This window comes from Mucilaginibacter lappiensis (genome assembly GCF_900155965.1).
Lineage (GTDB): Bacteria > Bacteroidota > Bacteroidia > Sphingobacteriales > Sphingobacteriaceae > Mucilaginibacter > Mucilaginibacter lappiensis.
This window is the reverse complement of record NZ_FTMG01000010.1, coordinates 72,508-99,035: the sequence shown is the minus strand read 5'-3', so window position 1 is coordinate 99,035 and position 26,528 is coordinate 72,508. Positions and strand designations below refer to the sequence as shown.

Here is a 26,528-nt window from a genome sequence, read left to right as displayed (position 1 = left end):
TTTAAAATTTCAATAAAATGATTTGTGGTTAGGTATTTATTTAGGTATAACTGGATATATTCGTTTAGCTATTACCCAAACATCTATGAATTTAACAGAAATTAAAGATAAAATCATCAGCGGCGATCTGAAATCGTTGTTTTATAAAGGAACCAATACCGAAATCCACCCTACGGATGTGGCTAAAATATTAAACTCGCTTCCTGCCGATATCGCTTTTAATTCTTTTGAGGCCTTCGCCGATAAGAAAAAGGTAACCTTATTTCCTTATATCACCCATTTCTTACAGCGAAAGATCATTCAACGTTTACCAGGAGTGGAGTCGGCCAGGATCCTGAACCAATTGAACTCTACCGACCGCTACAGCTTTTTCATTTCGTTAAATACGCTGGAACGCTCGAAATACCTGGAGTACCTGGACGATGATCATAAAAAGGAAACACAGGATACGCTGGGTTATCCCCGGCAAAGTATCGCGCGCCTGGTTAACAATGATTTTGCTACCGTAACAGCAGACATGACCATTGCCGAAGCCAATGAATACTTACGAAAAAATCATGCCGATACGGATATTGCCAACGTGATCTATGTGGTAGATGGTCAGGGTAAATTATTGGACGATATCCCGGTGAGGCGCCTGGTATTAAATGAACCCAATAAGTTGATCGGTGATATTATGGATGGGGTTTGTTTACAGCTGCACATGGAAGAAAGCACGGAGGAGGCCATTGCTAAATTTAAAGAGTATGACCGCACAGTGCTGCCTGTTGTTAATAATGATGATCTTTTACTGGGCCTGGTAAGTATTGATGATGTGCTGGATGTAGAAGAACAGCGGGACACGCGCGAAATGCAGCGCTTTGGTGGTGTAGAATCTTTGGAATACCCTTATGTACATACACCCATCTTCTCGTTAATCAAAAAGAGGGCGGGGTGGCTTATCATCTTGTTTTTGAGTGAAATGTTAACGGCCACCGCCATGGGCTATTTTGAGGTTGAAATTGCCAAAGCGGTGGTGCTGGCTCTGTTTGTACCCTTAGTTATTTCCAGTGGCGGTAATAGTGGATCGCAGGCGGCAACGCTCATCATAAGGGCTATGGCGGTAAAAGAACTATCGGTAAAAGATTGGTGGTATGTGATGAAGCGGGAAATATTATCGGGGTTATGCCTGGGTACTATCCTGGGTGCTATCGGCTTTTTGCGCATTACCCTCTGGCAATATTTGCATTGGTACAATTACGGGCAACATTGGCAACTCATGGCCATCACCATATTCTTCTCGCTGATAGGTATCGTATTATGGGGAACTTTAAGCGGTTCCATGATCCCGATGGTGCTAAAAAGATTAAAATTGGACCCAGCCACCTCTTCGGCTCCGTTTGTAGCTACGCTGGTAGACGTAACCGGATTGGTAATCTATTTCAGCATCGCAGCTATTATGTTAAAAGGCACTTTGTTATAACTATTTTATATCTCCCACGGGGCCTTTTCAGATACCCTGTGGGGATACTTATCCTATTTGTCACCTATTTGATAATGGATGCGTCTACAAATAAGTTTGAATATTCTATACCTTTATGCATCACTCAACATTATCTATGAAAAAGATCGTTGCTTTTATTGCTTTAGCATTAATCTCCTCCTTTGCCCATGCCCAAACTTTGCAGGACACCCTGGCGCAAATAGATAAAATATTCAGCACCTACCAGCCGCAAAATCCGGGATGTGAGCTGGCTATCAGCAGGAATGGAGTGATTATTTATTCCAAAGCATGGGGTATGGCTGATCTGGAACACCAGGTGCGTTTAACCACCGCATCTGTAACAGAAGCGGGATCAGTGTCCAAACAATTTACAGCGGCGGCTATTTTATTGCTGGCTCAGCAAGGTAAGCTTTCTCTTCAGGATGATATTCGTAAATACCTCCCCGAAATACCGGATTATGGTTCGGTGATCAGGATAAGTAACCTGCTTCATCATACCAGCGGACTGCGCGATTGGGGTTCTGTGATGGACATTGCAGGCTGGCCGCGATCGACCAAAACGTACAGCAATGATGATGTTCTTTACATTGTATCTCATCAAAAAGATTTGAATAATAAACCCGGTGATGAATTTATCTACAGCAATTCAAACTTTAACATGCAGGCATTGATCGTAAAACGCATCACCGGCATGGAATTGGCTGAATTTACCCGTAAATACATTTTTGAACCCGCCGGGATGACACATACCCAATGGCGCGACAATTTTAAACACATCGTTTTAAACCGGGCCATTGCTTATGACAAACTGGATACAGGTTATCAAACCGATATGCCCAATGAATATGCCTACGGCAATGGCGGCCTGCTGACTACCGCCGAAGACCTATTAAAATGGAACGAATATTATTGGAGCGGTAAATTAGGCAGCCCTTCCCTGCTATCACAGCAAATAGCCGTTGATCACCTGAACAACGGCACAGAAAACGCTTATGCAATGGGCTTATTTATACAAAAGCGACGAGGCTGGGATTATGTTAACCATGATGGTGCAACAGCGGGTTACCGATCCTTCCTGTTGTGTTATCCGCAACTAAAGCTATCTATCGCTTTTTTAAGTAATGTTTCGGATGTCGACTTTGGAATGATCCACCGGGTAGAGGATCTGTTTGTCCCAAACAAGGAAGTCCACACCGCACAGGCAACACCTCCTGCTTACCCAATGTCAGTCGATCAGCTCAAGGCTTTTACGGGATGGTACCGCAACCAAAAAACCGGCAATGGTCTGCAATTGATGATAAAAAACGATACTTTGCGTACAGCGCGCTTTAAACTCAGGCCTGTTGGGCGTAACTCATTTACCGCAAACGGAGAGCAAGTAATATTCAACGATAAGGGTCTTATCCATATCTCAAAAACCAAGGATACCACTGTTTATGCCGCGGTAAAAGTTGCAGACAACGGCGAGGATTACCTTAAAGCCTATACCGGTGTATATTATTCTTCCGAAACAGAAAGCAAGTATATAGTTATACTCAAAAACGGCAAACTTACCCTCCATATTGACCCGGTAAACGACGAACCCATTAACCCTACTTATTACGATGGCTTCAAAGGCTACGACGGTGATGATGTATATTTTACAAGGGATGCCGGCAATAAAATCACTGGGTTTAAAATCTCTGTTAGCAGAGCAAGAAATGTAACGTTTGTAAAAATGCAACAATAAGGCCCATCACCATTTAAGCAATATAAACTCTCTATTTCACCGTAATGGTTTTGTTAAAATAAATATTATTTGATGAGCTGCCAATTTGGATCTCAAATTCGCCTGGTTCAACAACGTACTGCATTCTTTCGTTGTACAAACCCAATTCTGAAACAGGAACGGTAAGAATGATCTTTTCACGTTTGCCAACTTTGATCAATTGCTTTTTAAATGCCTTAAGTTGTTTTACCGGTGTAGCTACAGAGCTGAATTTATCATGCACATATAATTGAACCACTTCTTTACCATCACGAGTGCCTGTATTTTCCACTTCTACCTCAACCTTAATTGTTCCGCCTGCTACCGAGAAAACAGAATCGGCCAATGAACAGCTTACGTATTTAAAACTGGTATAGCTTAAGCCATAACCAAAGTTCCATAAAGGCTCGGGCTTATCAAAAATGTAGTGCATATTAGGGCTTTCTGGTGTACCCGGGCCGTCAAAAGGCTCTTCCCTATCAGTTACATAATGATTATAGAAGCATGGGGTATTCCCAGTACTTCTCGGGAAAGATACATTCAATCTGCCCGATGGGTTTACAGCCCCGGTCAGGATATCGGCCAGGGTGCGGCCCTGCTGTTCGCCGCCATACCATTGAACAAGCACAGCATCGGCATTGTCTTTTACCCAGGGCATAGCCAGCGGCTTACCCGATATAAATACCACAATCATTGGTTTTCCGGTAGCCTTTATCGCTTTCAGCAGATCTTCCTGTACGCCCGGCAACTCCAATGACGAAAGATCAAACCCTTCGCCAGCGGTAGAATATTTAGGGCTACGACCCAAATACGTGCTGCGCGTTCCAATAGCTACTATAGCGATGTCGCTTGCCTCAACGGCCTTTACCGCTTCCTGTATATTGCTTTTGTTTTGGCTCCACCAGTCGCAGCCTTCTACATTACGTATAATGACTTTATTACCGATAACATTTTTAAGTCCCCGCAGCAGGGTTACACCCTCTTTGGTATCTCTTGTGGTCCAGGAGTAATCGCCAAAAATGGTTTGATTACTGTTGGGGCCTACCACCGCTATTGATTTGTATTTAGATAAGTTCAAAGGCAAAATGTTGTTGCTGTTCTTAACCAGAATGGCGCTTTCGTCTGCCACCTCTTTTGACATGGCGATATTCGCCGCGCTGTGAACCACCTTACTTACCTTGGCCGGATCACCGTAAGGGTGATCAAACAAACCCAGGGTAAACTTCACCGTTAAAACTCTCCTCACCGCCTGATCAATATATTTCTTGTCTAATTTACCGCTACCCACCATTTTTTCCAGCGTTTCGTAAGCACCGTCAACATCCAGGTCGATACCAGCTATTAAAGCCATTTTGGCGGCGTCTTCCTGGGTTTCAACCGCGTGATGAAAAGTCTGCAGACGATCAACCGAACCCCAGTCAGAGTAGACATACCCTTTAAAGCCAAGTTCGTTGCGCAATATATCCGTCATATAATAATGCGAGCCCGAAAGTGCCACACCATCATAGGAGCTATAACATGACATCACCGATAAAGGGTTGGTTTCTGCTATGACCCGTTTAAAAGGGTACATATACAGGCTCCGCAACTCCCTTTCGCCGCCGCTTACGTTGGCACAGTTTAAACCGCCCGAAGGACTGCCATGCGCCATAAAGTGTTTTGGAGTACAGGTGATGGGGTATTTTTGATAGCCATTAACAAAGGCCACGCCCATTTCGGCTATTAGATACGGGTCTTCGCCAAAGGTTTCCTCAATTCGTCCCCATCTTAACTCCCGGGCAATATCCAACACTGGCGAAAGTATCTGATGGATGCCTATAGCGTTGGCTTCGGCCCCGGCGCTTTCCGTCATTCGGCGAATAAGCGCCGGATTAAAAGTGCTGCCTTGCGCTAATTCGTGCGGGTAAATGGTACAATTATTTTGCAATACACCTTCAATACCTTCGGCTGCGGTAAGAATAGGTATGCCCAGCCGGGTTTTGGTGAGCATATAGGTTTGCAATTTCTGATACATATCGGCACATTCGGCCGCGGTCCTGTTCATTTCGTGAGTACAGCCGTAGCTGTTGCCTTTGAAAATATTTTCAATATCGGCAGTCCTTCCCGAAGCCCGGTTTTGCAATTGCTGGATCTTTTCCTGTAAAGTCATCCTCGATAACAGATCTGCTACGCGATCGTTAACCGAAGCCTTACTGTTTTTATATAAAGGCGTATCTGCTTTAGTAGGTAAAGCGCCAAAAGATTGACCGGTTGCTAAAGCTAGTAATGCGATCAGCATAAATGTTTTTTTCATCAGGAATTAATTAGGGATATAGACAAAATGAGGATGAATGAACTGTAAAAACATTCGACGGTAGTGCCTGAACCATCAATTTTATAAAGTAACTGCATCATATCAACGGGGTAATTGAAAACACATTAAAAGACTTTCACAATCGATTGCGAAAATAGTAAAATTAATGAAAGTACAAGCTTTAATTGCCTCCATGTAGCAATATTTTATCTTCTTATTGACCATAAAATGATCGTGAATGTTTAACGGACGAATCATACAGCTTATTTATTTAAAACTTGTTAAGGCCAGGCCTTGTAACAAAACCTGGTGATGACCATCCAATAACCAAATCATAAATTTTCTGCAAATGGGTAAAAAAGAATCATTTTCCATCAGTGGCGGGGCCCTGCTGGGAAAAATAAAAGAGCTGGTTCATGAAGGCAATGTAAGCCGGATCACGATTAACGACAAGAGCGGTAAGGAACTGATGAGTTTTCCTTTAAGCGTAGGTTTGCTGGGTGTTATACTGGCGCCAGTATTCGCTGCCGTAGGTACGCTGGCTGCCCTGGTGACCGAATGCACCATCACCGTTGAAAGGGAGGATGACGACGATACAGAGAAAGGTGTTGAGCCTGTTAATTAAATAATAAATTAATTCCCGGGTGAACGCTACTACCGATGGCCCAGCCAGTAACCCAGGATTAAAGCAATAGCGATAAGCGCCCACCAAATATATTGCCTGGTGCGGTAGCTATTGATTTGTTTTTCAAGGCGGGATATTTCGGACTGATTGGCCAGCTTTTCGGTTTGTAAGCGCATATTTTGCTGCTGCAATTTAACCAGCGTACCGCCAACCTCTACGGGCTTTTGCTGCTCCAACTGGTAACGCCGGCTAAAGCCGCCATCTTTAAGAAATTTTTCGCCCTTCGGCTTCAGTATCAGTTTCTCGGGCAGTTCATAGTCACCATGATTGCCAGACTCCTTGATGAGCCCCTCCCATGATAATATTTGCACCATGGCAAAGGCAGTGGCTTCATCCCCGTCAAAAAGCTTGAGCAATTGTGTGCGTGTCAAACTGTCCGGTATACCAAAAGCCTCCAGCATCGCGTCCAGCATTTCACACTCATATTCATTCAATTCCGTCATTACCACAAACTTCGCAATAATTTGCGATTATTTGCGATTTGCCTGCATTATCGTTGATATCAATCTTTATAGGAAAAAGCTCGGAAGAACGGATAAAATCAAACTATATAACTATCAAATCAATGCGCCCTGCCTTGCTCACTTTCGGCACCACCGGTGTCACGCTTATGCGGCACATTGGTTGATTTACCGAAACTGTAAGTAAATGCCAGGGTTGCCACCTGTGTGTCTACAAAGTTGTGGTAGGTTGCTGTGGCATCTGCAATGTTGGTAATGGCACCACTTGGACTAAATGATTTAAAGACATCCCTCATATTAAGCTTGATTGAACCCTTGTTGTTTAATATTTTTTTCTGAACAGCCACATTAACCATACCCGTAGGGATAGAAACAAACTGCCCGTAAGTGCCCCCGCTATTATACCAGCCGCTTAACTCAGCGCTCCATGTTTTTGATAAAGTGAATTGATTATTTCCATTGGCACTAAAAGTATATTGTGATTGATGGAGGTAACCTGTGTAAAATTGTCCCTGGTAAGTATTATTATACTCCTCGGCGTATAAGTTAACCGACCACCATTTGGTAGGCTGAAGATTGCTATTAACCGAAAAATCCCAGGTTTTCTGCTGCCCTATATTACCCGTAGTACTGATAAATACATTACCGCTTTTATGAATAGTTTCATTTTGAACATCTGTTGTATAATTATAAGCAAGCGCAACAGTAAACAGGCTTTTGAAGCTATAGGCCAGTTTATAGTTATCCGTAAACTGTGGTTTGAGGAAAGGATTACCGGAAAAGTAAGTAAACTTGTCTACAAAAAAAGTAAAAGGGTTTAAACTTCCATAGCTCGGCCTTCCAATCCTGCGGCCGTACGAAGCAACTAACATGTTATGACCGGCTGTATCCAGATTATAGGAAAAATACGCCGTTGGGAACAGATTGGTATAATGTTTAACAAATGATGAATCACCCTTTTGTCCATTCCCCAACTGGTGCCCGTCGCCATTGGTGTTCTCTAACCGCAGACCTGTTTGTAATGAAAATCGTCCAAAGCTTTTATTGAAATTAATATAGGCTGCATTAATATTTTCTTTGTACAAAAACCGGTTGGTATTGTTATAGTCGATGGTGCTTACGCCATCGATCACATTAAAATAATTGGCAGCGTTATCCGTATTAACATAGCTGCTCTTAACGCCGGCCTCTAATTTTGCCTTGCCTTTCAGCGGATGAGTGTAATCGGCTTTTGCAGAGTAAATATTAATGGTTGAAGGCAAATTGTCAGTTATCGTTTGCAAATTTGTTAAAGTACCATCGGGCAAAAAAGTATTATTTACAAACAACTGATTACTACCTGATACATCGCGGATATAATCCAGGTCAAACGTAAGGGTCCTGCCGGTGCTATCAAATTTATGGGTGTAATTTAGGTTGATCCCTTTACTGTCAAACTTATTTTTGGAGGTATTGAGGGAGTTAACGGTAGAATCCAATCCACCACTTTTATCATATAGTAAGCTGTAAACCGGACTGCTGTCATGATCGCGGGATATGTTGCCGGTGAGTACTACTCCCCAGGTCGTCTTCGGCGATATAAAATAATCTAATCCGGCTTTAATATTGGTGTTGTTACTGGAGGGCCTGAAATAAGAAATGTCCTTTAAGGACGAAGTAAGATCACCATTTGCATCCAAATAATTCCGATCAATTTCAAGCCTTCTGAAAGTCTTCTGCTTGTTATAAGCAATATTGGCAAAAAAGTTAATCTTATCTATACGATAATTAAAGTTGATACTTTCATTTGTCCGGCCATAAAAACCCTGCGCCAAATTTGCCGATACCACGGCATTAAATCCCCTGGTAGTATTTTTTTTGGTTTTGATGTTGATTACCCCTGCATTTCCTGCAGCATCATATTTAGCGGGCGGATTATCCATCAGTTCTATCTGATCTAACGCCGAAGATGGCAGAGAACGCAGGTATGTGGCCAGATTCGCGGCCGAAAGGTAGGTTGGCTTATCATCAATCATCACCATTACGCCGCTTTTTCCCTTAAAGGTAATATTGCCATCGGCATCAACCTGTACACCCGGGGTCTTGGCCAGCACTTCCAAAGCATTGGCGCCGGTGTTGGATATCAGTGCCCCAACATTAACTACTGTGCGGTCTATCTTTTGCTGTACGTATGATTTTTGGGCGGTTACAGTTACTTCATTCAACTTTTTCCCAATGGATGATAAAGTAAACGGCGGTAGATTAACCGCTTTTTGTCCGCTAACCTCTACCAAATTACTCCGGTAATTTTTATAACCTATATAAGTAGCCTTGATGATATAGGTGTTATTTTTTAAGTTTTGAAAGGCGAAGCTACCATCCGGATTAGCTAGTTTAGTACTTAAAACCACCGAGTCTTTTGCGGTTAATAAAATTACGGTTGCCCCGTCGAGCGGTTTCCGGGCATCATCTAAAACAGCTCCGGAAATGCTGCCGTCTTTTGTTTGAGCATCAGCAAAATTGAACAGAAATAGTATAAATAAGGTCAAAAAAGATAGGGACGGTAACTTCATGCCTACAAGACATCGATTGCGCTAAAATCGTTACATGATTGTTATTATTTTTTTGCAGAAACGCCACGTTTGGGAGTTACAAAAACCTTACTCTATTCTAAATCATTTACTCAAAAAATTCAGGCCGTTGATTGAAGAATCAGATTGTCGAATAAATAACCGTATCCGTTGGAAATAAGAGTAATACGATCTAAAAGATTATTGAAATTGATTTACAAATGGCAGCTTTGATTATCAGAACTTTTTTTAAATATATCAGGCAAGTCAATGGATCTTTTATGACGGATATCAGCCCCATTGTATCCTGCAATGGATAGACGTGGGTAAAATACCTGTTTTTAGGTATTACTAGTCGTTAGATTTTATAATACCTTCAAAAACAACAAATGAGCTGGATGGAATTGCCCAAAAGAAAAGGAATTGCTTCACTGATCGAAATGGGTAATTCATGCAAAACAACGTAAAATGAAAAAAGCATTCTTTATTATAATTACACTGTTGGGAATAAATGTTACAGTATTTGCTCAATCTCTAAAGGAAATGACTAATTATAGCATGTCCATTTTTTTTGCAGGCAAAACTACCATCGCGTTAACTCAGTCAGTGGAAATCGATACGGGCAAAAATAAGGTGGCTGTTTATACGGCAATGATTAACCCGCTTACCAAAAAGAATGATGTTGCTGATACTAGTATAATTGATGCTGCCACACTCGCCCCTATTTACCATGCGTCTGTTAACTCCGATCATAAATATGAGCTTCATTTTGGTAACAATGCAATTACCGGCTATTATATTGATAAGCGAAACCAAAAAAACACCACGATAAAGGACCCTGTAAATCTGTCATTAATTGACGGTAGTTCGCTTGACTATATGTTCACTAAACTTCCGCTTTCGGCAGGATTCAAAAAAAATTTCAATGTTTATAATTACAACCCAAACGGTCAATCCAGTATTTCAAAAGCATCTATTGGTGATGTGGAAAATGATACCTATGCAAGTATCCATTCCGGTAATCGTAATGTATGGAAAGTTAGCCTGACAGCTATTACTCCAAGCGGCGAGCAGCGCAAATACATTTATTATCTTGATAAAGATACCCGCAGATTATGGCATTATGATGTTGAAATAGGCGACAAAAAGATTTTCTCGGCCGTTAATAATGAGGATGATTACAACCCGTATCACAGCACATTTGACAAAAAAGAAACCCTTAAACTCATAACGGAAGGCAAATCTGTAATTTCAGGACAAGCCTTTGCCCGGGAAAATGATGCTGCTATAAAAGGGATCGCTGTACTAAATCTTAATAAAAAACAAGTTGCATCAGAAGGCACTGCCGTGATATTGATCCCGTATACCGATTTTTTTAAAGAGTGGTATGAACAAAATAAAAAGGCCAGTAAAACAGGAAAATCAGCACCGCTGCCCATGTCCGCAATCCAATGCATAAAAACAACAAAAATAGCTGATAATGAAGGGCATTTTGAGTTCACTAATCTGATGCCTGGCGATTATCTCCTGATAACCCAATTTACGATGAAGCATGGCGCTTCTCAAACTGAAGTTACCGGCTATACAGATACTTATATCAATGGAGCATATCAAGGCACTAATACCAATACCATTACACATTACTTTAACGTGCTCATGACTGCCAGTGCCCAAAAAGTGGTAACCATAAAACAAGATGGTGAAACCGTAACGGTTAAATTAAAGCAAATACAACAGTAAAAATTTGCAATTCTTTTTAAAATAAAAATATGTACCGAGTAATTTTAGTCATCGTTTTATTATCCGCTAATTCGTTGCTAAGCCGCGCACAAACCACGCCGGATATGACGGCATTTGGATATGCATTAGGTGAAAAATTAACCATCCCTGAATGCCCCTGCCAGATTGTTAAATCGACTACAGGCTCTGGAGTCTTATATGCAAAGCACTTTAAGGGTTATAAATATACAACGGGACCCGGCATTCCTGTTAGCAGTACCTGTTTTGAACGTATAGACATCGATAAATATACAGTAAAAAAAAGCGATCAATTGGATCCACTCCCAGCGTTTACGGATGGAGAGATTAGGGTTCGATTTGCTCCGGCAGATGCCCCCTCAAAAGACATGTGTCCTACGGGAACATTTGATGCAAGTGTTAGCGATTCCAAATTGATTGCTGTTTATTTTATAATCTACACAGGTGATGCTAACAATATATTTGAAACCTTGAAAAAAAAGTATGGGACTAATGTAGCTTTAAAAAATTATCAAATGCAAAATGGTTATGGAGCCACGCTAAATTACTATACTGCGGCCTGGGGGTTTCCCAATTTATATGTCATATTATTAAGTTCACTGCATAGTTCGCTTTCAGAACAATTTGGTAAAGTAACTATTGAACTGCCCCAAAAAAGCGATGCACAACCCGAAGCTAAACGGAAATTATAGGATTAAATTAGTTACTCCCTCCCTTTTGTCATCCAATTGCCATCATACTTACCCTTTTAAAATCTTTTAAGGGCCTGGTCGTCTTAGCGGTATATGAAAACTCGAATCTCCGCCATTATACTTTTATGGCTCACTATTGATATTTACTTTTTTTCGGCAGTTGCAACGCTTACTAATAATACATCCATATACCTGACTTATTGGTTAATTGATGCTTTGCTGGCCGGTACCATTATATACAGTGCATTTACCCGGAATATGAAACTCGTATCCTGGCTAATGGCCCTGATGTTATTATCCTTTGTACCCAAGCTGGTCAGCTCTATCGTATTGGTACTGGAAGATTTTACGCGCCTGTTTCGTGGCTTCCCGCCGCGTAGTTATGGTGTGAGTGAGTTTGCATTGGTAGTGGCAGCTGTATTTTTCGGACTGTTATTATTTGGCATTACGCGTGGGCGGCACTATTATAAAGTACGCCGGGAAACGCTCTTTTTTGATGATCTGCCCGAAAGATTTGATGGTTTTACGATCACGCAATTATCAGACATTCATTCCGGTAGTTTCAGCGATGCCCGGGGTGTACAGAAAGGACTCGACCTGGTAAACGCCCAGGGAAGTGATATGATATTATTTACCGGCGATCTGGTTAATAACCAGGCAACCGAAATGGATCCCTGGATACCGGCATTTGCCGGGCTGACAGCCCCTTATGGCAAATACTCGGTTTTAGGCAATCATGACTATGGCGATTACATGCAATGGGAAAACAAGGCCGATCAGCAGGCCAACCTCAACCGCCTGAAAGAGGTGCACCAGGAAATCGGGTTCAAGTTGCTGCTGAACGAAGCCACCCCTATTCAAAAAGACAACCAGGCCATCGCACTCATCGGCGTTGAAAACTGGGGCAAGGGCGGTTTTCATAAATATGGCGACCTTAAAAAAGCAACAGCCGGTGTACCCAACGAGGCCTTCAAGATCCTGATGTCACATGATCCATCGCACTGGGATGCCGTAACGCTTGGTCACCACCAGTCCATCCACCTCACCCTTTCGGGTCATACCCATGGCGCGCAATTCGGCTTTGAACTGTTTGGCTTTAAGTGGAGTCCCATCAAATACATTTATAAACAATGGGCAGGTCTTTACCAAAAAAGTGGTCTTTACCTCTATGTAAACCGGGGCTTTGGCTTTCTTGGTTTAAAAGGTCGTATAGGTATCTGGCCAGAGATCGCGGTGCTTACCCTAAAACGCAGATCCCTGGTTTAGTGAGATAAAAGAAAATAAAAGAGTCTGCTAATCAATGACCAGCAGGCTCTTTTATTTTAGGAGTATAATTCTATTATTGGTTTTACTAATCTTTATTAGTTATCTTCTCATCCGGGTTCTTGTTTATTGAATCTTTAGAATATAAAGAAACCCCGATAGCAAAGCCCATCCAAAACCGGTCCTGGTGTCTCCATTGCCTGCCCAGTTCACCGGAAATATGATCTATACCTCCAAATAAACCAACTTGAAAAGCAGAATATTGATACATTAAGCCAACCCCAGCGGAAATTGCTCTTGTGCTTGTAATTTTTGAAGAATAAAATTTGGGGTTTTTAAAAGCTACACTATCCAAATTAGCGCTTGTTACACCTATTAGGCCTAACATATTTATGGATTGTTCTTTTGTGCCTGGTACTGTGTATTTTAATCCGAATGTTAGCCCTAAATTTAAATTTTCCTCAAATGCTGAATAAGTATTTCCACCATTTCCGAACCGGATCTTTAATGGCAAGGTTAATGCCCCAAATGTAAAATCAAAATTGCCTGTATTATACAAAAGGGCTCTATTCAAATCTTCGGCCAAAATAGTAAACTGCTTGAAATTTGCCCAATTTCCTATAAAAGCATTATCCTGAGGATAGGTGGTTAAGTCGCTTTTTTTGATTTTGCTAAAATTTACATCTTTTAATAACAAGGGATTCCCGGCTTTGGTGGCGCCAGCATTTCTATTTTTTTTGTTCTTGATAGTGTCACCATAATAATAGCCAAATAAAACAGTATAGATATTGTTTTTAATATCTGTTATCGTGAATTTGGTTCCCGGTCTTACCCTGTATGATATAGCTGTATCTTTTCCCGTAGGTAAAGATTTAACACTTAACTCTGATGTGGTAATATACCACTTTCCTATTACCTGGGTTTGGGCTATAAGATTTGAATATGTAGTTAAATTGATAATGGCGACCCATAAGATTAATTTAAATTTCTTTTCCATCGTGATAAGGCTTTGGTTATTAAGTGCTTAAATATATGGAAATAGTGTCGAAATAACAATAATACCTGACTTTTATTTAAGCAACAGAAGTGGACATAGAAACATAAAAAGAGCCCGCTGATCAATGATCAGCAGGCTCTTTTGTTTTTTGTAAACTCCGGGCTGTATTAATTAGGTAAACCCCATTATCCATGAGTAAGCTTATTAAGCTTAAAACATGAAGTAATCTTCCCCGGAGCAAGTAACAATATATCGAAAGTCTCGTATAAAAAACAACTTGCCAGGCCTTGGAAGCTTGATATATAATAACGATTTGAACCCAATACATTTTACATCCCCTTCTTAAATTTAAACATGAAAAGTAAAAATCACCTGATCCGTATAATCATCGGTGTAATGGTTATATCATCCTTCGCAATGTGTACTAAAAGCAACATTGAAAAACCAGCAAATACGGCTACAGAAACTGCATCTGCAAAAGTGCAAACCGCAGCGGTTTCTACCTTTACCTATACAGTTAAGGCTTCGGACTGGATGGTTGATGGCACTAGCATACCCGCAGGAGCTACTATATTTATACCTGCCGGAACGCGAGGATCTTTGTTGTTTAAAAACCTTAAAGGAACGGCAGCAGCCCCTATTACTATTACTAATCAAAGCGGTAAAGCAATCATCTCTACATCCGTTACTGCTTCGTACGCATTTAAGACACAAAACTGTAGCTATTTTAAAGTAATAGGCAGAGGGACTACGTCAATTAAGAATGGGTTGGTTGTAAATGGTGGAAACATCGGTATGACAATGGATGATCTGAGCTCAGATTTTGAGATTGCCGGGGTTGAAGTTTGTAACAGCGGTTTTGCCGGTATTATGGCAAAAACAGACCCATCCTGTGATGCAGCAACATGGCGTGGTCATTTTACAATGAAAAATGTATTTATTCACAACAATTACGTCCATAAAACAGGTGGTGAAGGCTTGTATATAGGTAATTCTTTTTATGCCGACGGGGTATCGCTTTCCTGCGGCACTGTTTTGCCTCACGACGTGGTAAACGCTAAAATATACGCCAACTTTGTTGATTCTACCGGTGCTGAGGGAATTCAGGTGGGCTGCGCTGTTTCAGGGTGTGAGATTTATAACAATATGGTTATAAATCCCGGAATGAGCCCTTTTTCGGCATATCAGAACAACGGGATACAAATAGGCGAAGGAACCGGAGGCAGATGTTATAATAATCTGATTGCTAATGCACCCGGTAACGGTATTATTGTTCTTGGCCTCGGGAACAACCAGGTCTTTAATAACTATATTCTAAATTCACAGAGCTATGGCATTTTTGCCGATTCCAGGTATACGCCGGGCCCCTACTTTCAGTTTATTAATAATGCCATCATCAATTCTGAATTGGGTGGTATAAAATTAAATTCCGAGACTATACCGATGAATACCGTTATCAATAACGTTATTGTACAATCTGGAGGAGCAAGCCTTGCCATAATCAGAAAGAGCAGCAGTGTTAAACTTACAGCTTTAAATAATTACATAACTGACAATGTAAATAATATAAAATATGTAAATTATAATGGAGGAGATTTCCATTTATTATCCTCATCTCCCCTTATTAAGGCGGGACAAAACACCACAACTTATGGTGTAAGTTTTGATTATTTTAGCACTGCACGCCCTCCTATCAGTGCTTTTGATATAGGCGCTGCTAAATATTGATATTATCCACACATAACCTCAGGTTCCTTTCGGCAGAGGCTTTCTGCTGGCACACGCTTGTCGCGTGTTATCCTACTGTATATTGAATAGTTAACCGCTGGAAGTGCACGTGGCACGCGTGCGTCAGCAAAGGGACAAAATGATCAGCGGGCCTTTTTGTATTCATTAGGGATATCTCAGAGAAAATCTAAAAAAGCATTTTTCGCTCTAAAATGAGACGATTCCACTAAACAATGATAAGATCTGTGCAGGCAGTATTGAACAGGAACCTGTATTTTGGTAACACAATTATAGATGGTATCCGATCACTTTTCTGGATACAAAACCTAATATTTTTAAAATATAGATTCATAAGCCGGTCGCTTGATGTAACAAGATATTGGATATGCAGCAGCGTATGTCTGATTATTGTTTGTGCATATGCATGGCATAAAAGCTGTCATTTTAAATAGCATCATCTCCATAACCATTAATGAATATAAACCTAAAAACCTATGAGAAATCAATTTACAAAAGCGCGCTGGCTATTGACTTATGCTGTAGTTATAGCGTTAAGTTTTGTCGGATGCGCTAAAAAAGCAACCACATCTGCGTTACAATCAGACAGTTTAAAAAGCTCCCGGGATAAGCACACAGATGCTATTGATCAAATGAGTGGCAACCCTGTTTTACCTGTTGCAACAGCCGATCCGGATATAATTTATGCCAATGGCAAATATTATATTTATACAACCGCTACCGGCCCAAACACCAGTCAGTTTCATGCCTACTCGTCAACCGATTTGTTAAACTGGACCGATGAAGGCATTGTTTTAGATCTGGCCAATGTAAGCTGGGCGCATACAGATGGCTGGGCGCCATCTGTATGCGCGCGTAATGGTAACTACTATTTTTACTTTACTGCCGCTAAAAAGATAGGGGTGGCAGTAAGCACCAGTCCAACCGGTCCGTTTGTTGATAAAGGCAGTGCCCTGGCAACAGGAGATGGTACCGACCCTATAGATCCGATGGCGTTTATAGATACTGATGGACAGGCTTATCTGTATTGGGGAAACACGACCATCAATATCCAGCAGCTTAATACCGATATGATATCGCTAACAGGTACCAGGGGGCACAATCAACCATCTAATTATTTTGAAGCCCCATATATCCTTAAACGAAACAGCACTTATTATCTGATGTACTCTATTAATGATTATCGTAATGATGATTATCATGTAGAATATGCTACTTCATCAAACCCAATGGGTCCATGGACCAACAAAGGGCGTATCACATCGCCAATAAATAACATAAAAGGGCCCGGGCATAACGCAGTACTCAGAAAGCCGGGCTGTAGCGATGAATACTTTTTTGTTTATCACAGGCGCACCAGCACCAATGTAGATGAGCGTCAGGTTGCTATTGACAGACTGTTTTTTGATTCGGCAGGTAACATTATGCCCATCAACATTACTACTTCGGGCGTAACACAATCGCCGGGCACAACACCGTGTTATATACCCAACCCGATACCCGATGGTCAGTATGCTATCCGGTCGAAGATAAATACCACAACCGGTGCAGGTTTATACCTTGATATTGCGGGATGTGCTACTGGTAACGCTGATGTACGAACCTGGACACGCACCACTTGCGACGGTCAGAAGTGGAATCTGACTTATCTCAACAATGGCTTTTATAAAATTATATCAGAATTGCCCAACCACAAATCACTGGATCTGGATGCCTGTACAATTGACCGTGGTGCAAATATCCAGGTTTGGGATGTTTTCCCTAACGATTGCCAGCAGTGGCGCATTGAAACTTTAGGGGATGGCTGGTACCGCATTATGGCAAAAGCAGGCAATAATGTAATGGATATTATTAATGGCGACCCCACGCCCGGTGTCGATGTACGGTCATGGACATGGAACGGTGCAGATCCCCAGTTTTGGAAATTTGAAGCTCCCTGAGTTTGAGCTATTTTAAACCTGTTAGAATTAAATCTTAGATAATTTGATGTATTTTTAAGAATTGCAAAGGTAGGTATTATGTTCCTGACGGCCCAGCCACATCCAGCTTTAAGACCATTTGTAAAGGCCTACTGGTATTTACAATTAACACATCGTGGACAACTGCTTGATCTACCGATAACACCTGCTCCTGAAAATTGCTTGTACTTTTATCCAAAGGATAAATTGCAGGCCCGCTTTCAAGACAAATTTGAATCAAACTTTCCTGATAATATTATAACCGGACAGTTTACTTCACGTCACAATTTGCTGATTCCTAATAATTACCTCATGTTCAAGGTACTACTTCAACCCGCGGGCTTCTTTCGGTTATTTGGCGTTCCCATGACTCTTTTTACAAACTCACATGAGGAAGCCAATTTGGTTTTAGGTAGCGAAATGATTGAGGTTAATGAACAAATTCAAAATGCTGCAACTTTTGAAAAAATGGTTGAAATAGTCGAGGCTTACCTGCTCAAAAAAATAACATCATATAAAGTAGAACGACACCCTATTGATGAAGTGCTGAAACAGCCAAATTTTTATCAATTTTCGCTTGATCGGCTGGCATATGATGCCTGTTTAAGTTCACGACAGTTTGAGCGGAAATTTCTGGAACGAACAGGGGTTTCGCCCAAATTTTACAGTCGTATTGCCCGCTTCAATCAAGCGATGAAACGGAAGGTTGATGTTCCTGGTCAAAGCTGGCTACATGTTGCCTATGATTGTGGTTATTTCGATCACAATCATCTGTTAAGAGATTTCAAACAATTTACCAACGAAGTACCTACCAACTTTGATTTTGAAAATGCTATTATTTATTAAAACATGTCGGATTTTTACTAAGTCTTTCAATTACTGGCACCTTATGTTTGTAAAAAATATTTAAAAAGATGACAGCACGCATTATTTCTTTGATACTGGTTATTTATGCCTCTTATTTTTTCGGCCTGTATGTTCAGGGCCTGGTTGCTCCATGGGAATATAACGTTTCAGGGAAAGCTTTTGCCGAATATCATAAAGCCATAGATTTTTACATGGGCAAAAGAATGCCGGTATTAGTACTTTCTTATATAGGGTTTATGATTTTGTTTTTAATCTTCAACAGAAAGGAATGGGAATCTTTATCTTATTGGCTTATTCCCCTGGCTATAGTTTTACAATTGATCTCGATTTATATCGGCGTCACCAGCAATGTACGAATGAACCCCGAAATGAATGCATGGAATCCGGACAACCTTCCTGTAAACTGGCAGGAAATACGCGATAAATGGTTATACTATCACAATAGAGGCAGGTTTATTAACATTCCAATCCAGATAATTGTATTTACTTCCTGTTATTTATTTTGGAATAAATAACGTGATTATTGGCGTTGCCAACTAACCCGAACTTCATTATCGAAGTACATTAAATAAAGAAAACTCAGTCACCACTTTCAATAAGGATTTTTATCCTAACGGATTTACCGTGCAATTACTTCTCAAAGCCAGTGTAATGAATTGGAAACGGTAAAGAGGATTTTGTGCTATTAAATGAAAGCTTATGTACACAGAAAAAGTTAGAACATTTACAAAAAGAGAAATGGAAGTACTTACGTTGATAGGTGAGGGTTTTTCTACCAAGCATATCGCTGAGCAATTATTTATCAGTGTTAATACCGTTGAAACACACAGGCGCCATCTGCTCGAAAAAATGGAGGTAAAAAACTCCATGCAACTGATAAAACATGCAACACATGCTTTGTGGCTTAATACAAACTAACCGTTAAACAGACGCCTAGCCTAATAATAGGTAAATAAAAAGCGGCCAATCGTTTGATTAGCCGCTTTCTTAAGAACCTTTTTAGTTTGTTAAGGATTTGGTTGCATTAGCTTGTTAGTTTGAAGTTCTACGCCTGATATAGGCCAGATATAATTGGATGCCGTGACTGCTACAGCCGGAGAATTCCCCTGAGCTCCGGATTTGGCAGGGAGCGCCTGGCCTGTACGGAACAGGTCTGTCAGCCTGAAACCTTCACCCAATAACTCAATCCGTCGTTCAGTTAGTATAGTATTGATTAAACTCGCTTGTGAACCTATATCTGCCGGATCAAAGGTAAAGGTTGGATCCGAGCGGTGCCTTACTGCGTTTAACAAAGCGCTTGCATTAACCAGATCACCCGTACGGGCATAAGCTTCGGCCGCGCTAAGCAGTACCTCACTATATCTCAGCACCGGTACATAATCGGTAAAGGGTGAAGGTGTTTTATATTTGGTCAGATAATTAACCGTACCTACTTTAGTAATAAAACCCTTACGTGCATCCGTTGAAGCGGTTCCGCTTAATGCTGTATTGGCATAAATACCAGTAGGGTTCAGATAATATTCACCGTTACCAGGTCCCGAAGTAAAGTAATAAGCCAACTGATTCTGTGTGCCCGGAGCATCACTGGTGGTAAACGGTAAAAATAATAAAGCTTCGGCTCCGGTATACGAACCGGTAAAAACAGTAGCGATACTGCTTTCCAGTTTACTGCCACCTGTTGGCGACTGGTAAGGAGCTGTAGCGCTGATCAATTTATTTGTTTCTGTAAGTACCTTAGCATAATTAGCTTGAGCCAAATACACCCTTGCTTTTAAGGCTATGGCCGTATTTTTAAACGCCCTGAAAGCCCCATTAGCCTGAGTTGCGCTAAGCTTGGTTTCCGCATCGTCAAGGTCTTTTAATATCTGCGTATATACTTGCGCCACCGTGCTTCTGGCCAGGTCATTTGTTCCGGCCCCGGTCAGGTCTGTTTCGGCCAGTAGTCGTAACGGTAAACCAGGGCTTGCTCCGCTATCAAAAACATAAGGCTTGGCATAGGTTTGTACCAAAGCAAAATAAGAAAGCGCCCTTAAAAATTCTGCCTCGCCGATATACTGATTGGCTGTAGCCGCATCAACTTTTGACAGGTTGGCATTAAGCCCTACCAAAAAAACATTAACCCGGTTAATAGCCGTATAGGCCGCACTCCAGAGATTAACTACCTCATTAGTGTTTGAGTTCACATTCTGGTTCCAGGTATCTAAACCAGTAACGCCATTGGGCTTATTTACTATAAACTCTTCACCCCTTATCTCATTATAGATCACATAGCGGCCTCCATAAAACTGACCGCTTTTAACTCCTGCATATAATCCGTTTACCTGGCTTAAAATTCTGGCCGGCGTGTCAAATGCTTTAGAATCAATGATACTTGTGGTTGGCGATGGTGTTAATAGATCCTTTGTGCAGGAACTGCCCATTACCATGGTCAATGCAAGCACTGCGGCATTGACGGCATATTTATATTTCTTTATTGTTATCATGATCGTAATAATTAAAATCCTACATTTAAACCAAACGTAAATATCCTGCTGGAAGGCACGGTATTACGGTCGATACCCGGTGCCAGGTTGGAGTTACCGTTGGATGAAACTTCAGGGTCTGAGCCTTTGTAACCAGTAACTACAGCCAGATTTGTAGCCTGTACATATATCCGCAATGAAGAAATGCCCGCTCCATTAACCAACCGCGACGGGAATTTATATCCCAGTGCCACGTTTTTGAGTTTTGCGTAAGCGCCGTTTTGAACATTGGAAGAATTGGGTATGGCCGACCCGTTGGAATAGTTATCGCCGTAAACTACTTTAGGAATATCGGTAACTTGACCCGGGGTTGTCCAGCGTCTTAATATCCCGGTTTCATTGTTCCAGAATCGCTGATCGCGGAGTGTAGCCTGTGTTCCGTTATATATTTTATTTCCTCCCGAAAAAGTAATACCAATGTTTAAATCAAAGTTTTTGTAAGCAACAGTATTATTTAAGCCACCATAATAGGTAGGGATAGATCTGCCCACAATGCGGCCATCCAGTGTGCCGTCAATAGCCGGAGCAGCCGTACCATCAAGATAGGTCCATTTAGATGGCGTGCCAACCTGGTTATATTGCACCTGCTTACCAAAGCGATTTATAAATATACGCTGACCGTTGGCCGGGTTTACACCATCTACAGGAACCACAAAAATAGATCCCAACGTATACCCTACCCGGGTAACACTTGCGGTTTCCAGGCTTGAGGTTACACCGTAAATATCTGAATTGCCCTGCGCCAGTGCTGTAACCTTGTTACTGAGCGTACTGATATTAAAATTGGTGGTCCAGCTGAAGTTGGTTTTAACGATATTTCTTGAAGTAATATTCAACTCAAAGCCACGGTTGTACATGGAGCCTACGTTGGCCGCAATGGTATTGCCGGGTATACCTCTTGATGGTGATTGAGGCGCATTCAAGATCAGGTTGTTGATACTGTTATTATAGTAATCAAGCTCCGCCTGTATGCGTCCTTTAAATAAGCCAAAGCTAAGGCCTACGTCTGATTTTTTACTGGTTTCCCATTTCAGATTAGAGTTACCGGCCTGGTTAAAATAAACCGTTGCCGCGCCGCCATACAAGCCTGAGTTATACAACGATAAAGAGGCAAAGTCGCCAACGCCCACATTACCTACTACACCGTAACTTCCTTTCAGTTTAAGATCTTCGAAGATCCGGCCCAGCTTTGAACTTTTAAAGAAGCCTTCCTCAGCTATGTTCCAACCAATAGAACCCCCACCAAAATTACCATACTTATTATTGGCCGATAAACCGGAAAACCCGTCACGTCTGAAGGTTCCGCTTAGCAGATACTTTTTATCAAAGTCATAATTTGCCGTTCCAAAGAAAGACCTGAAACCGTTTTCAGACTGAAAGTTCCCGGTTGTGGCATCACTTAAAACATTCAGGAAATTTCCCTGGAAATTATTGAAGTACGAATCGCCTAAGTTGGTTCGTTGCGTTCCAGTACCCAAATTGGTGGTGTGATATTCTTCATAACCAGCCAGGGCATTGATATGATTTTTTCCTAAATCTACAATGTAGTTCAAGGTGTTAGTCCAATCCCTGCGGTTATACTCCTGAAAGGTATTCAAAGCCAGCCCGTTTGAGCTTTGTCCGTCGCCAGCTATCGGGTTTTGGAACGAGGTATTGGCGGTATTGAGTTTGTTGATACTATACTGGGTTTTAAATTTCAGCCCGGTAACCAGTTGCCATTCGCCATACAGATTACCAATCACGTTGGTATTACTTGACGTATACTTATCCAAATCAAGTAGTACCAGTGCATTAGGATAGTTATTGGCAATGGTATTAGCGCCTAAACCCAGGGTTCCGGTGCTGGTGATGTTATAAGAACCATCGGGATTGCGGGGAGCCACATTAGGGTTTAATACTAAAGGTAAACGGGCCAGTCCGCCGGTATTATAAGCCTGTCCTGGTAACGACCCGCTGTTGGGCCCCTTATTGAGGGTGCTGCTGTAACTAAAATTAGTACCTATAGTAATAGCCTTCGACAAATGATGATCCAAATTCCCGCGGAATATCTTTCGTTCAAATGAATTAGTTTTGATAAAGCTCTCCTGGTTGCTGTAGCCGGTAGACACAAAATAGGATGTCTTTTCTGTAGCGCCCGAAACGTTCATGTTATGATTATGCGATAAACCGGTCTGGTAAACAATTTTATACCAGTCTGTATTAATTTCATTACCATTGGCATCCTTTTGAATAGCAAAGCCCGGAGCCAGGCCTGCGTTGGCACGGGCTTCGTTCTTCAACTCTACATACTGATCGGCATTTAGCAGCTTAGGTAAGTTAAATGCTTTATTAATACCTACCCAACCATCGTAGTTAACCTGGGTTTTACCAAGTTTTCCTTTTTTAGTAGTAATCACCACAACTCCATTGGCAGCCCTTGATCCGTAGATGGCCGTAGCCGAAGCGTCTTTTAAGATGTCAACTGATTCTATATCGTTCGGGTTAATGTCTCCCAGTGGATTGTTAGAAGCGCTGTTGCCGGTACTGCCAGTAAATACCGGGACACCATCAACAATAATTAAAGGGTATGAACTCAAAGATATAGAGTTGAAACCCCTGATCCTGAACACCGGCGGATTATTCAATACCCCGTTTGGCTGTATAATGTTCACACCTGCGGCCTGACCGGCCAGTGCCTGGTCAAAACTTTGAACCGGCTTATTGGCAATTTGTGCTGAGGTGACCTTAACTGCAGAACCGGTATAATCTTTTTTGCTTATTCTGGAATAACCGGATATCACCACTTCAGATAGCTGGCTCGCCGTAGCGCTCAGAGAGACCGAAAGTTTATTTGAGGTTATGGTAACCGTTTGTGGAGTATACCCTATGAAATTAAAAGTTAAGCTTTGTTTTCCGGCAGGTACATTAATGCTGAAATCGCCATTGCCATCCGTTTGGGTACCTATAGTAGTGCCTTTGATAGAAACAGACACACCCGGAAGTGGGCTGCCATCACTGGTATCTGTAACATGGCCTGTTATTTTGCGGGTTTGCGCGTACGCTTGAGTGCATACCAATACAATAACCCATACTAAGTATAGTATTTTTTGATTCATCGTTAAATTGTCGTTAATAGTTAATAATTAATTGTCTAGGGATTTGAGACAACGCTGATCTGATCAGATTTGAATCTTGCTGATGATTATTTCATGTTGCGGAGGGGGGGGGTTACAGGATTAATGGGACAAGTGAATTAAAGATCTTTAAAAGTGTATTTATGGGATTCGATATAGCCAAAACAGCAATGAGGTTCCTTAAAACAGGACGTGTGGCTGTTACAGATAGCAGGAAATGGCAATTGATATGACAGATAAGATATCATGGTGATAATATAATCAATAAGAATTAGCTATAATCAACAAATAGAAGCATTTAATACAGAATACCTCATTATAACTAATTAAAAACTAAAATTTACTCAAATCAACAGATTCTAATTATAAATTTTTTAGTAAATTATAAAATTTATATAAAATTTCATAGTTAAGTATAATTTTTTTTATAAAAAATAACTTTTTCTTATCAAATTTTAATAATTTTAATCTATAATGATATATAATTAATTTTTTATTAAATATAAATTTAACTGGTTTGCCTTTTTCGAGATAAACAATCTTTTTTTAAACATATCATCTTGCGTATTCAGAAATACATCTGAAATCTTAGCCGATTTATGATATAGAAGAGTAGGTAAGGATAATAAACAGGCAAAAAAAATAAAAAGGGGATACGCATCAAGCGTCAAGCGGTCTCTTGCAAAGGAGAGTTATAGATGATTGCCTACCGGCAACCTCAGGAGCTCTTTTAGGAGCCCCTGAGGGGACAAAAATTATTACATGTTCTTAAGCGCCAATAGTACCTGTTTTAACATTTCCACTTCGCGCGTAATTCGCTACAATAACACCACTTGGTGTAACAAAGCCCTCTGTTAATTTAAATGCTGCCGGAACCACTTCGTTGTCAAACAACTTTTTTCCTTTGCCAAGAAGCACCGGGTAAATTTTGAGCCAGAGTTCGTCAGCTAAATCATGCTTCAGTAATAGCTGAACGAGCTCACTGCTACCCCAAACTTTGATGTCGGCCCCATCTGAATTTTTGAGTTTTTGGATATCTGCCACACTTGTAAGGAACACCGAGTTTTCCCAACCAGACTCTTTCATGGTGTTGGACATCACGTATTTCGTGACATCATTAATGCCCGGCCAGTGTTCCGCATGTTCGGGCCAGAAATTAGCAAAAATCTCAAATGTTTTTCTGCCCAGAAGAATATCCGCAGGTTCCATCTGCTTTTGTAACACCTTATTAAAAACCTCGTCACCATAAGATGCGGACCAACCGCCATATTGAAAGCCACCTGATGTATCTTCCTCAGGTCCGCCTGGTGCCTGCATTACTCCATCTAATGTAATAAATGTTAAAACGATTATCTTTCTCATGTTAGTTTAATTGAAATTGTTAATTTTTTATTCAATAGTTCAAAAATATTTATCGAGCATCTTTTTAATACCAAATACGATTATGCTTACTTTAAAAAGCCATCCAGATAGCCTAATATGGTTTTCGTCTGCGTCATTAGGCCAACATGGCTCTGCGAAGGAACAATAGCCAAATGCGACTTGGGCATCGGTCCTAAATCGGCAGAGACACCACCACCCAGTAATTGATAGGTTTTTGCTAATTCAATTTTATCCAGACCATCATTATCGCCAGAGATGATCAATACTGGCGAAGTAATTTTCGCAATATTACTGTCCCCCATGTCAAATGTCTGCCCAACAAAAGCAAGCATCTGTCCCATAAACATTGTCCATTTTGTTTTGTCGGGTGCTACTGCATCATATGCCGTTTTCATAGGACTATTCGCAAACATTTCGGGTTTCATATTTTTAAACGCATTGGCTATTTGAGGCAGCCAACCACTGCTTTTATAGGTAGACGAAATGATCACTAATTTTTTGACCCGTTTAGGGCTTTGTATGATCAACTGGTAAGCAACAGAGCCCCCCATGCTATACCCTACAACATCGGCGCTGTCAACTTTTAAGTAATTCATTACTCCATCCACATCACTTGCCAGGGTAGCTAAGTCTAATTTTCTGTCCGAAAATGGTGTGTGCCCGTGTCCCTGCATTTCAATGGCAATTACCTTTCTTGTTTTTGACAATTCGGGTATTAATTGCCCCCAATTCCCCTCAATGGTCATAAAAGCACCGTGCAGTAAAACGATAGGTTTACCCTCACCATATACTTCGTAATAAACTTTAATGCCATTAACGGGTATGTAACCACTACCGGAAGGCTTGATTTGTTGCCCGTTAGATTGAGCTGCTGCAAACATAATGATGGCCATTAACAGTATTAATTTAAGAGGATTAAGTGTTTTGAGTAAATTTTTCATGATGAATATTAAAATTTAGTTTAGTTTAAAATTTATTAACAATACAAAGTTGGAATTTACTTCGGGGTTT

19 protein-coding genes are annotated in these 26,528 nt (G+C 41.0%); 11 read left to right on the top strand and 8 right to left on the bottom strand.

The window, feature by feature from the left end:
- Positions 1-85: 85 nt before the first annotated feature.
- Positions 86-1,462 (top strand): magnesium transporter, encoded by a 1,377-nt coding sequence (mgtE, locus tag BW976_RS18410; RefSeq protein ID WP_076375369.1) that lies wholly within the window; start codon positions 86-88, stop codon positions 1,460-1,462.
- 136 nt (positions 1,463-1,598) lie between these two features.
- The gene (locus BW976_RS18405; RefSeq protein WP_076375137.1) at positions 1,599-3,212 is read left to right on the top strand and encodes a serine hydrolase domain-containing protein; all 1,614 of its coding nucleotides are present in this window, start codon (positions 1,599-1,601) and stop codon (positions 3,210-3,212) included.
- 31 nt (positions 3,213-3,243) lie between these two features.
- On the opposite strand, the gene BW976_RS18400 is transcribed toward BW976_RS18405, so the two are convergent.
- Positions 3,244-5,523 carry a glycoside hydrolase family 3 N-terminal domain-containing protein gene (locus tag BW976_RS18400; RefSeq protein WP_076375135.1) on the bottom strand — a complete coding sequence of 760 codons (2,280 nt, stop codon included), beginning with the start codon at positions 5,521-5,523 and terminating at the stop codon, positions 3,244-3,246.
- Between the two features lie 349 nt (positions 5,524-5,872).
- Between BW976_RS18400 and BW976_RS18395 the strand changes: the two genes are divergently transcribed.
- Positions 5,873-6,148, top strand: a complete 276-nt coding sequence (locus tag BW976_RS18395) for a DUF4342 domain-containing protein (protein WP_076375133.1) — start codon at positions 5,873-5,875, stop codon at positions 6,146-6,148.
- 29 nt (positions 6,149-6,177) lie between these two features.
- Here the strand turns inward: BW976_RS18395 and BW976_RS18390 are convergent, their stop codons facing one another.
- Together BW976_RS18390 and BW976_RS18385 are read right to left on the bottom strand one after the other, a co-directional pair.
- Complete coding sequence (locus BW976_RS18390; RefSeq protein WP_139332339.1) at positions 6,178-6,651, bottom strand: hypothetical protein; 474 nt, start codon at positions 6,649-6,651, stop codon at positions 6,178-6,180.
- Between the two features lie 119 nt (positions 6,652-6,770).
- Complete coding sequence (locus tag BW976_RS18385) at positions 6,771-9,197, bottom strand: TonB-dependent receptor (protein ID WP_076375367.1); 2,427 nt, start codon at positions 9,195-9,197, stop codon at positions 6,771-6,773.
- A 489-nt stretch (positions 9,198-9,686) separates the two neighbouring features.
- Here BW976_RS18385 and BW976_RS18380 point away from each other — a divergent pair, with 489 nt between their 5' ends.
- From BW976_RS18380 to BW976_RS18370, 3 genes are all read left to right on the top strand, one after another.
- On the top strand, positions 9,687-10,958 hold the full coding sequence (locus BW976_RS18380) for a DUF3108 domain-containing protein (protein ID WP_139332338.1): 1,272 nt from the start codon (positions 9,687-9,689) through the stop codon (positions 10,956-10,958).
- A 29-nt stretch (positions 10,959-10,987) separates the two neighbouring features.
- Complete coding sequence (locus tag BW976_RS18375) at positions 10,988-11,668, top strand: hypothetical protein (RefSeq protein ID WP_076375127.1); 681 nt, start codon at positions 10,988-10,990, stop codon at positions 11,666-11,668.
- Between the two features lie 93 nt (positions 11,669-11,761).
- Positions 11,762-12,934 (top strand): metallophosphoesterase, encoded by a 1,173-nt coding sequence (locus BW976_RS18370; RefSeq protein ID WP_076375125.1) that lies wholly within the window; start codon positions 11,762-11,764, stop codon positions 12,932-12,934.
- An 85-nt stretch (positions 12,935-13,019) separates the two neighbouring features.
- Here the strand turns inward: BW976_RS18370 and BW976_RS18365 are convergent, their stop codons facing one another.
- Complete coding sequence (locus BW976_RS18365; RefSeq protein WP_076375123.1) at positions 13,020-13,928, bottom strand: hypothetical protein; 909 nt, start codon at positions 13,926-13,928, stop codon at positions 13,020-13,022.
- A 354-nt stretch (positions 13,929-14,282) separates the two neighbouring features.
- On the opposite strand from BW976_RS18365, the gene BW976_RS18360 reads away from it, so the two are divergent.
- From BW976_RS18360 to BW976_RS18340, 5 genes are all read left to right on the top strand, one after another.
- A complete protein-coding gene (locus tag BW976_RS18360; RefSeq protein ID WP_076375121.1) occupies positions 14,283-15,656 on the top strand; it encodes a right-handed parallel beta-helix repeat-containing protein in 1,374 nt (457 codons plus the stop codon).
- Between the two features lie 494 nt (positions 15,657-16,150).
- A complete protein-coding gene (locus BW976_RS18355; protein WP_076375119.1) occupies positions 16,151-17,614 on the top strand; it encodes a family 43 glycosylhydrolase in 1,464 nt (487 codons plus the stop codon).
- 78 nt (positions 17,615-17,692) lie between these two features.
- Positions 17,693-18,478, top strand: a complete 786-nt coding sequence (locus BW976_RS18350) for a helix-turn-helix domain-containing protein (RefSeq protein ID WP_076375117.1) — start codon at positions 17,693-17,695, stop codon at positions 18,476-18,478.
- A gap of 68 nt (positions 18,479-18,546) precedes the next feature.
- Positions 18,547-19,014: a hypothetical protein gene (locus tag BW976_RS18345; RefSeq protein ID WP_076375115.1), complete on the top strand. Its 468-nt coding sequence runs from the start codon at positions 18,547-18,549 to the stop codon at positions 19,012-19,014.
- A gap of 184 nt (positions 19,015-19,198) precedes the next feature.
- Positions 19,199-19,417 carry a response regulator transcription factor gene (locus tag BW976_RS18340; RefSeq protein ID WP_084192262.1) on the top strand — a complete coding sequence of 73 codons (219 nt, stop codon included), beginning with the start codon at positions 19,199-19,201 and terminating at the stop codon, positions 19,415-19,417.
- Between the two features lie 89 nt (positions 19,418-19,506).
- On the opposite strand, the gene BW976_RS18335 is transcribed toward BW976_RS18340, so the two are convergent.
- The 4 genes from BW976_RS18335 to BW976_RS18315 form a co-directional block, all read right to left on the bottom strand.
- Positions 19,507-20,982, bottom strand: coding sequence for a RagB/SusD family nutrient uptake outer membrane protein (locus tag BW976_RS18335; protein ID WP_076375111.1), 1,476 nt, complete (start codon positions 20,980-20,982; stop codon positions 19,507-19,509).
- Between the two features lie 11 nt (positions 20,983-20,993).
- Entirely contained in the window at positions 20,994-24,116 is a 3,123-nt protein-coding gene (locus tag BW976_RS18330; RefSeq protein WP_076375109.1) for a SusC/RagA family TonB-linked outer membrane protein, read from the bottom strand.
- Between the two features lie 786 nt (positions 24,117-24,902).
- Complete coding sequence (locus BW976_RS18320) at positions 24,903-25,496, bottom strand: dihydrofolate reductase family protein (RefSeq protein WP_076375105.1); 594 nt, start codon at positions 25,494-25,496, stop codon at positions 24,903-24,905.
- A gap of 86 nt (positions 25,497-25,582) precedes the next feature.
- Positions 25,583-26,458, bottom strand: a complete 876-nt coding sequence (locus tag BW976_RS18315) for an alpha/beta fold hydrolase (RefSeq protein ID WP_076375103.1) — start codon at positions 26,456-26,458, stop codon at positions 25,583-25,585.
- Between the last annotated feature and the right edge of the window lie 70 nt (positions 26,459-26,528).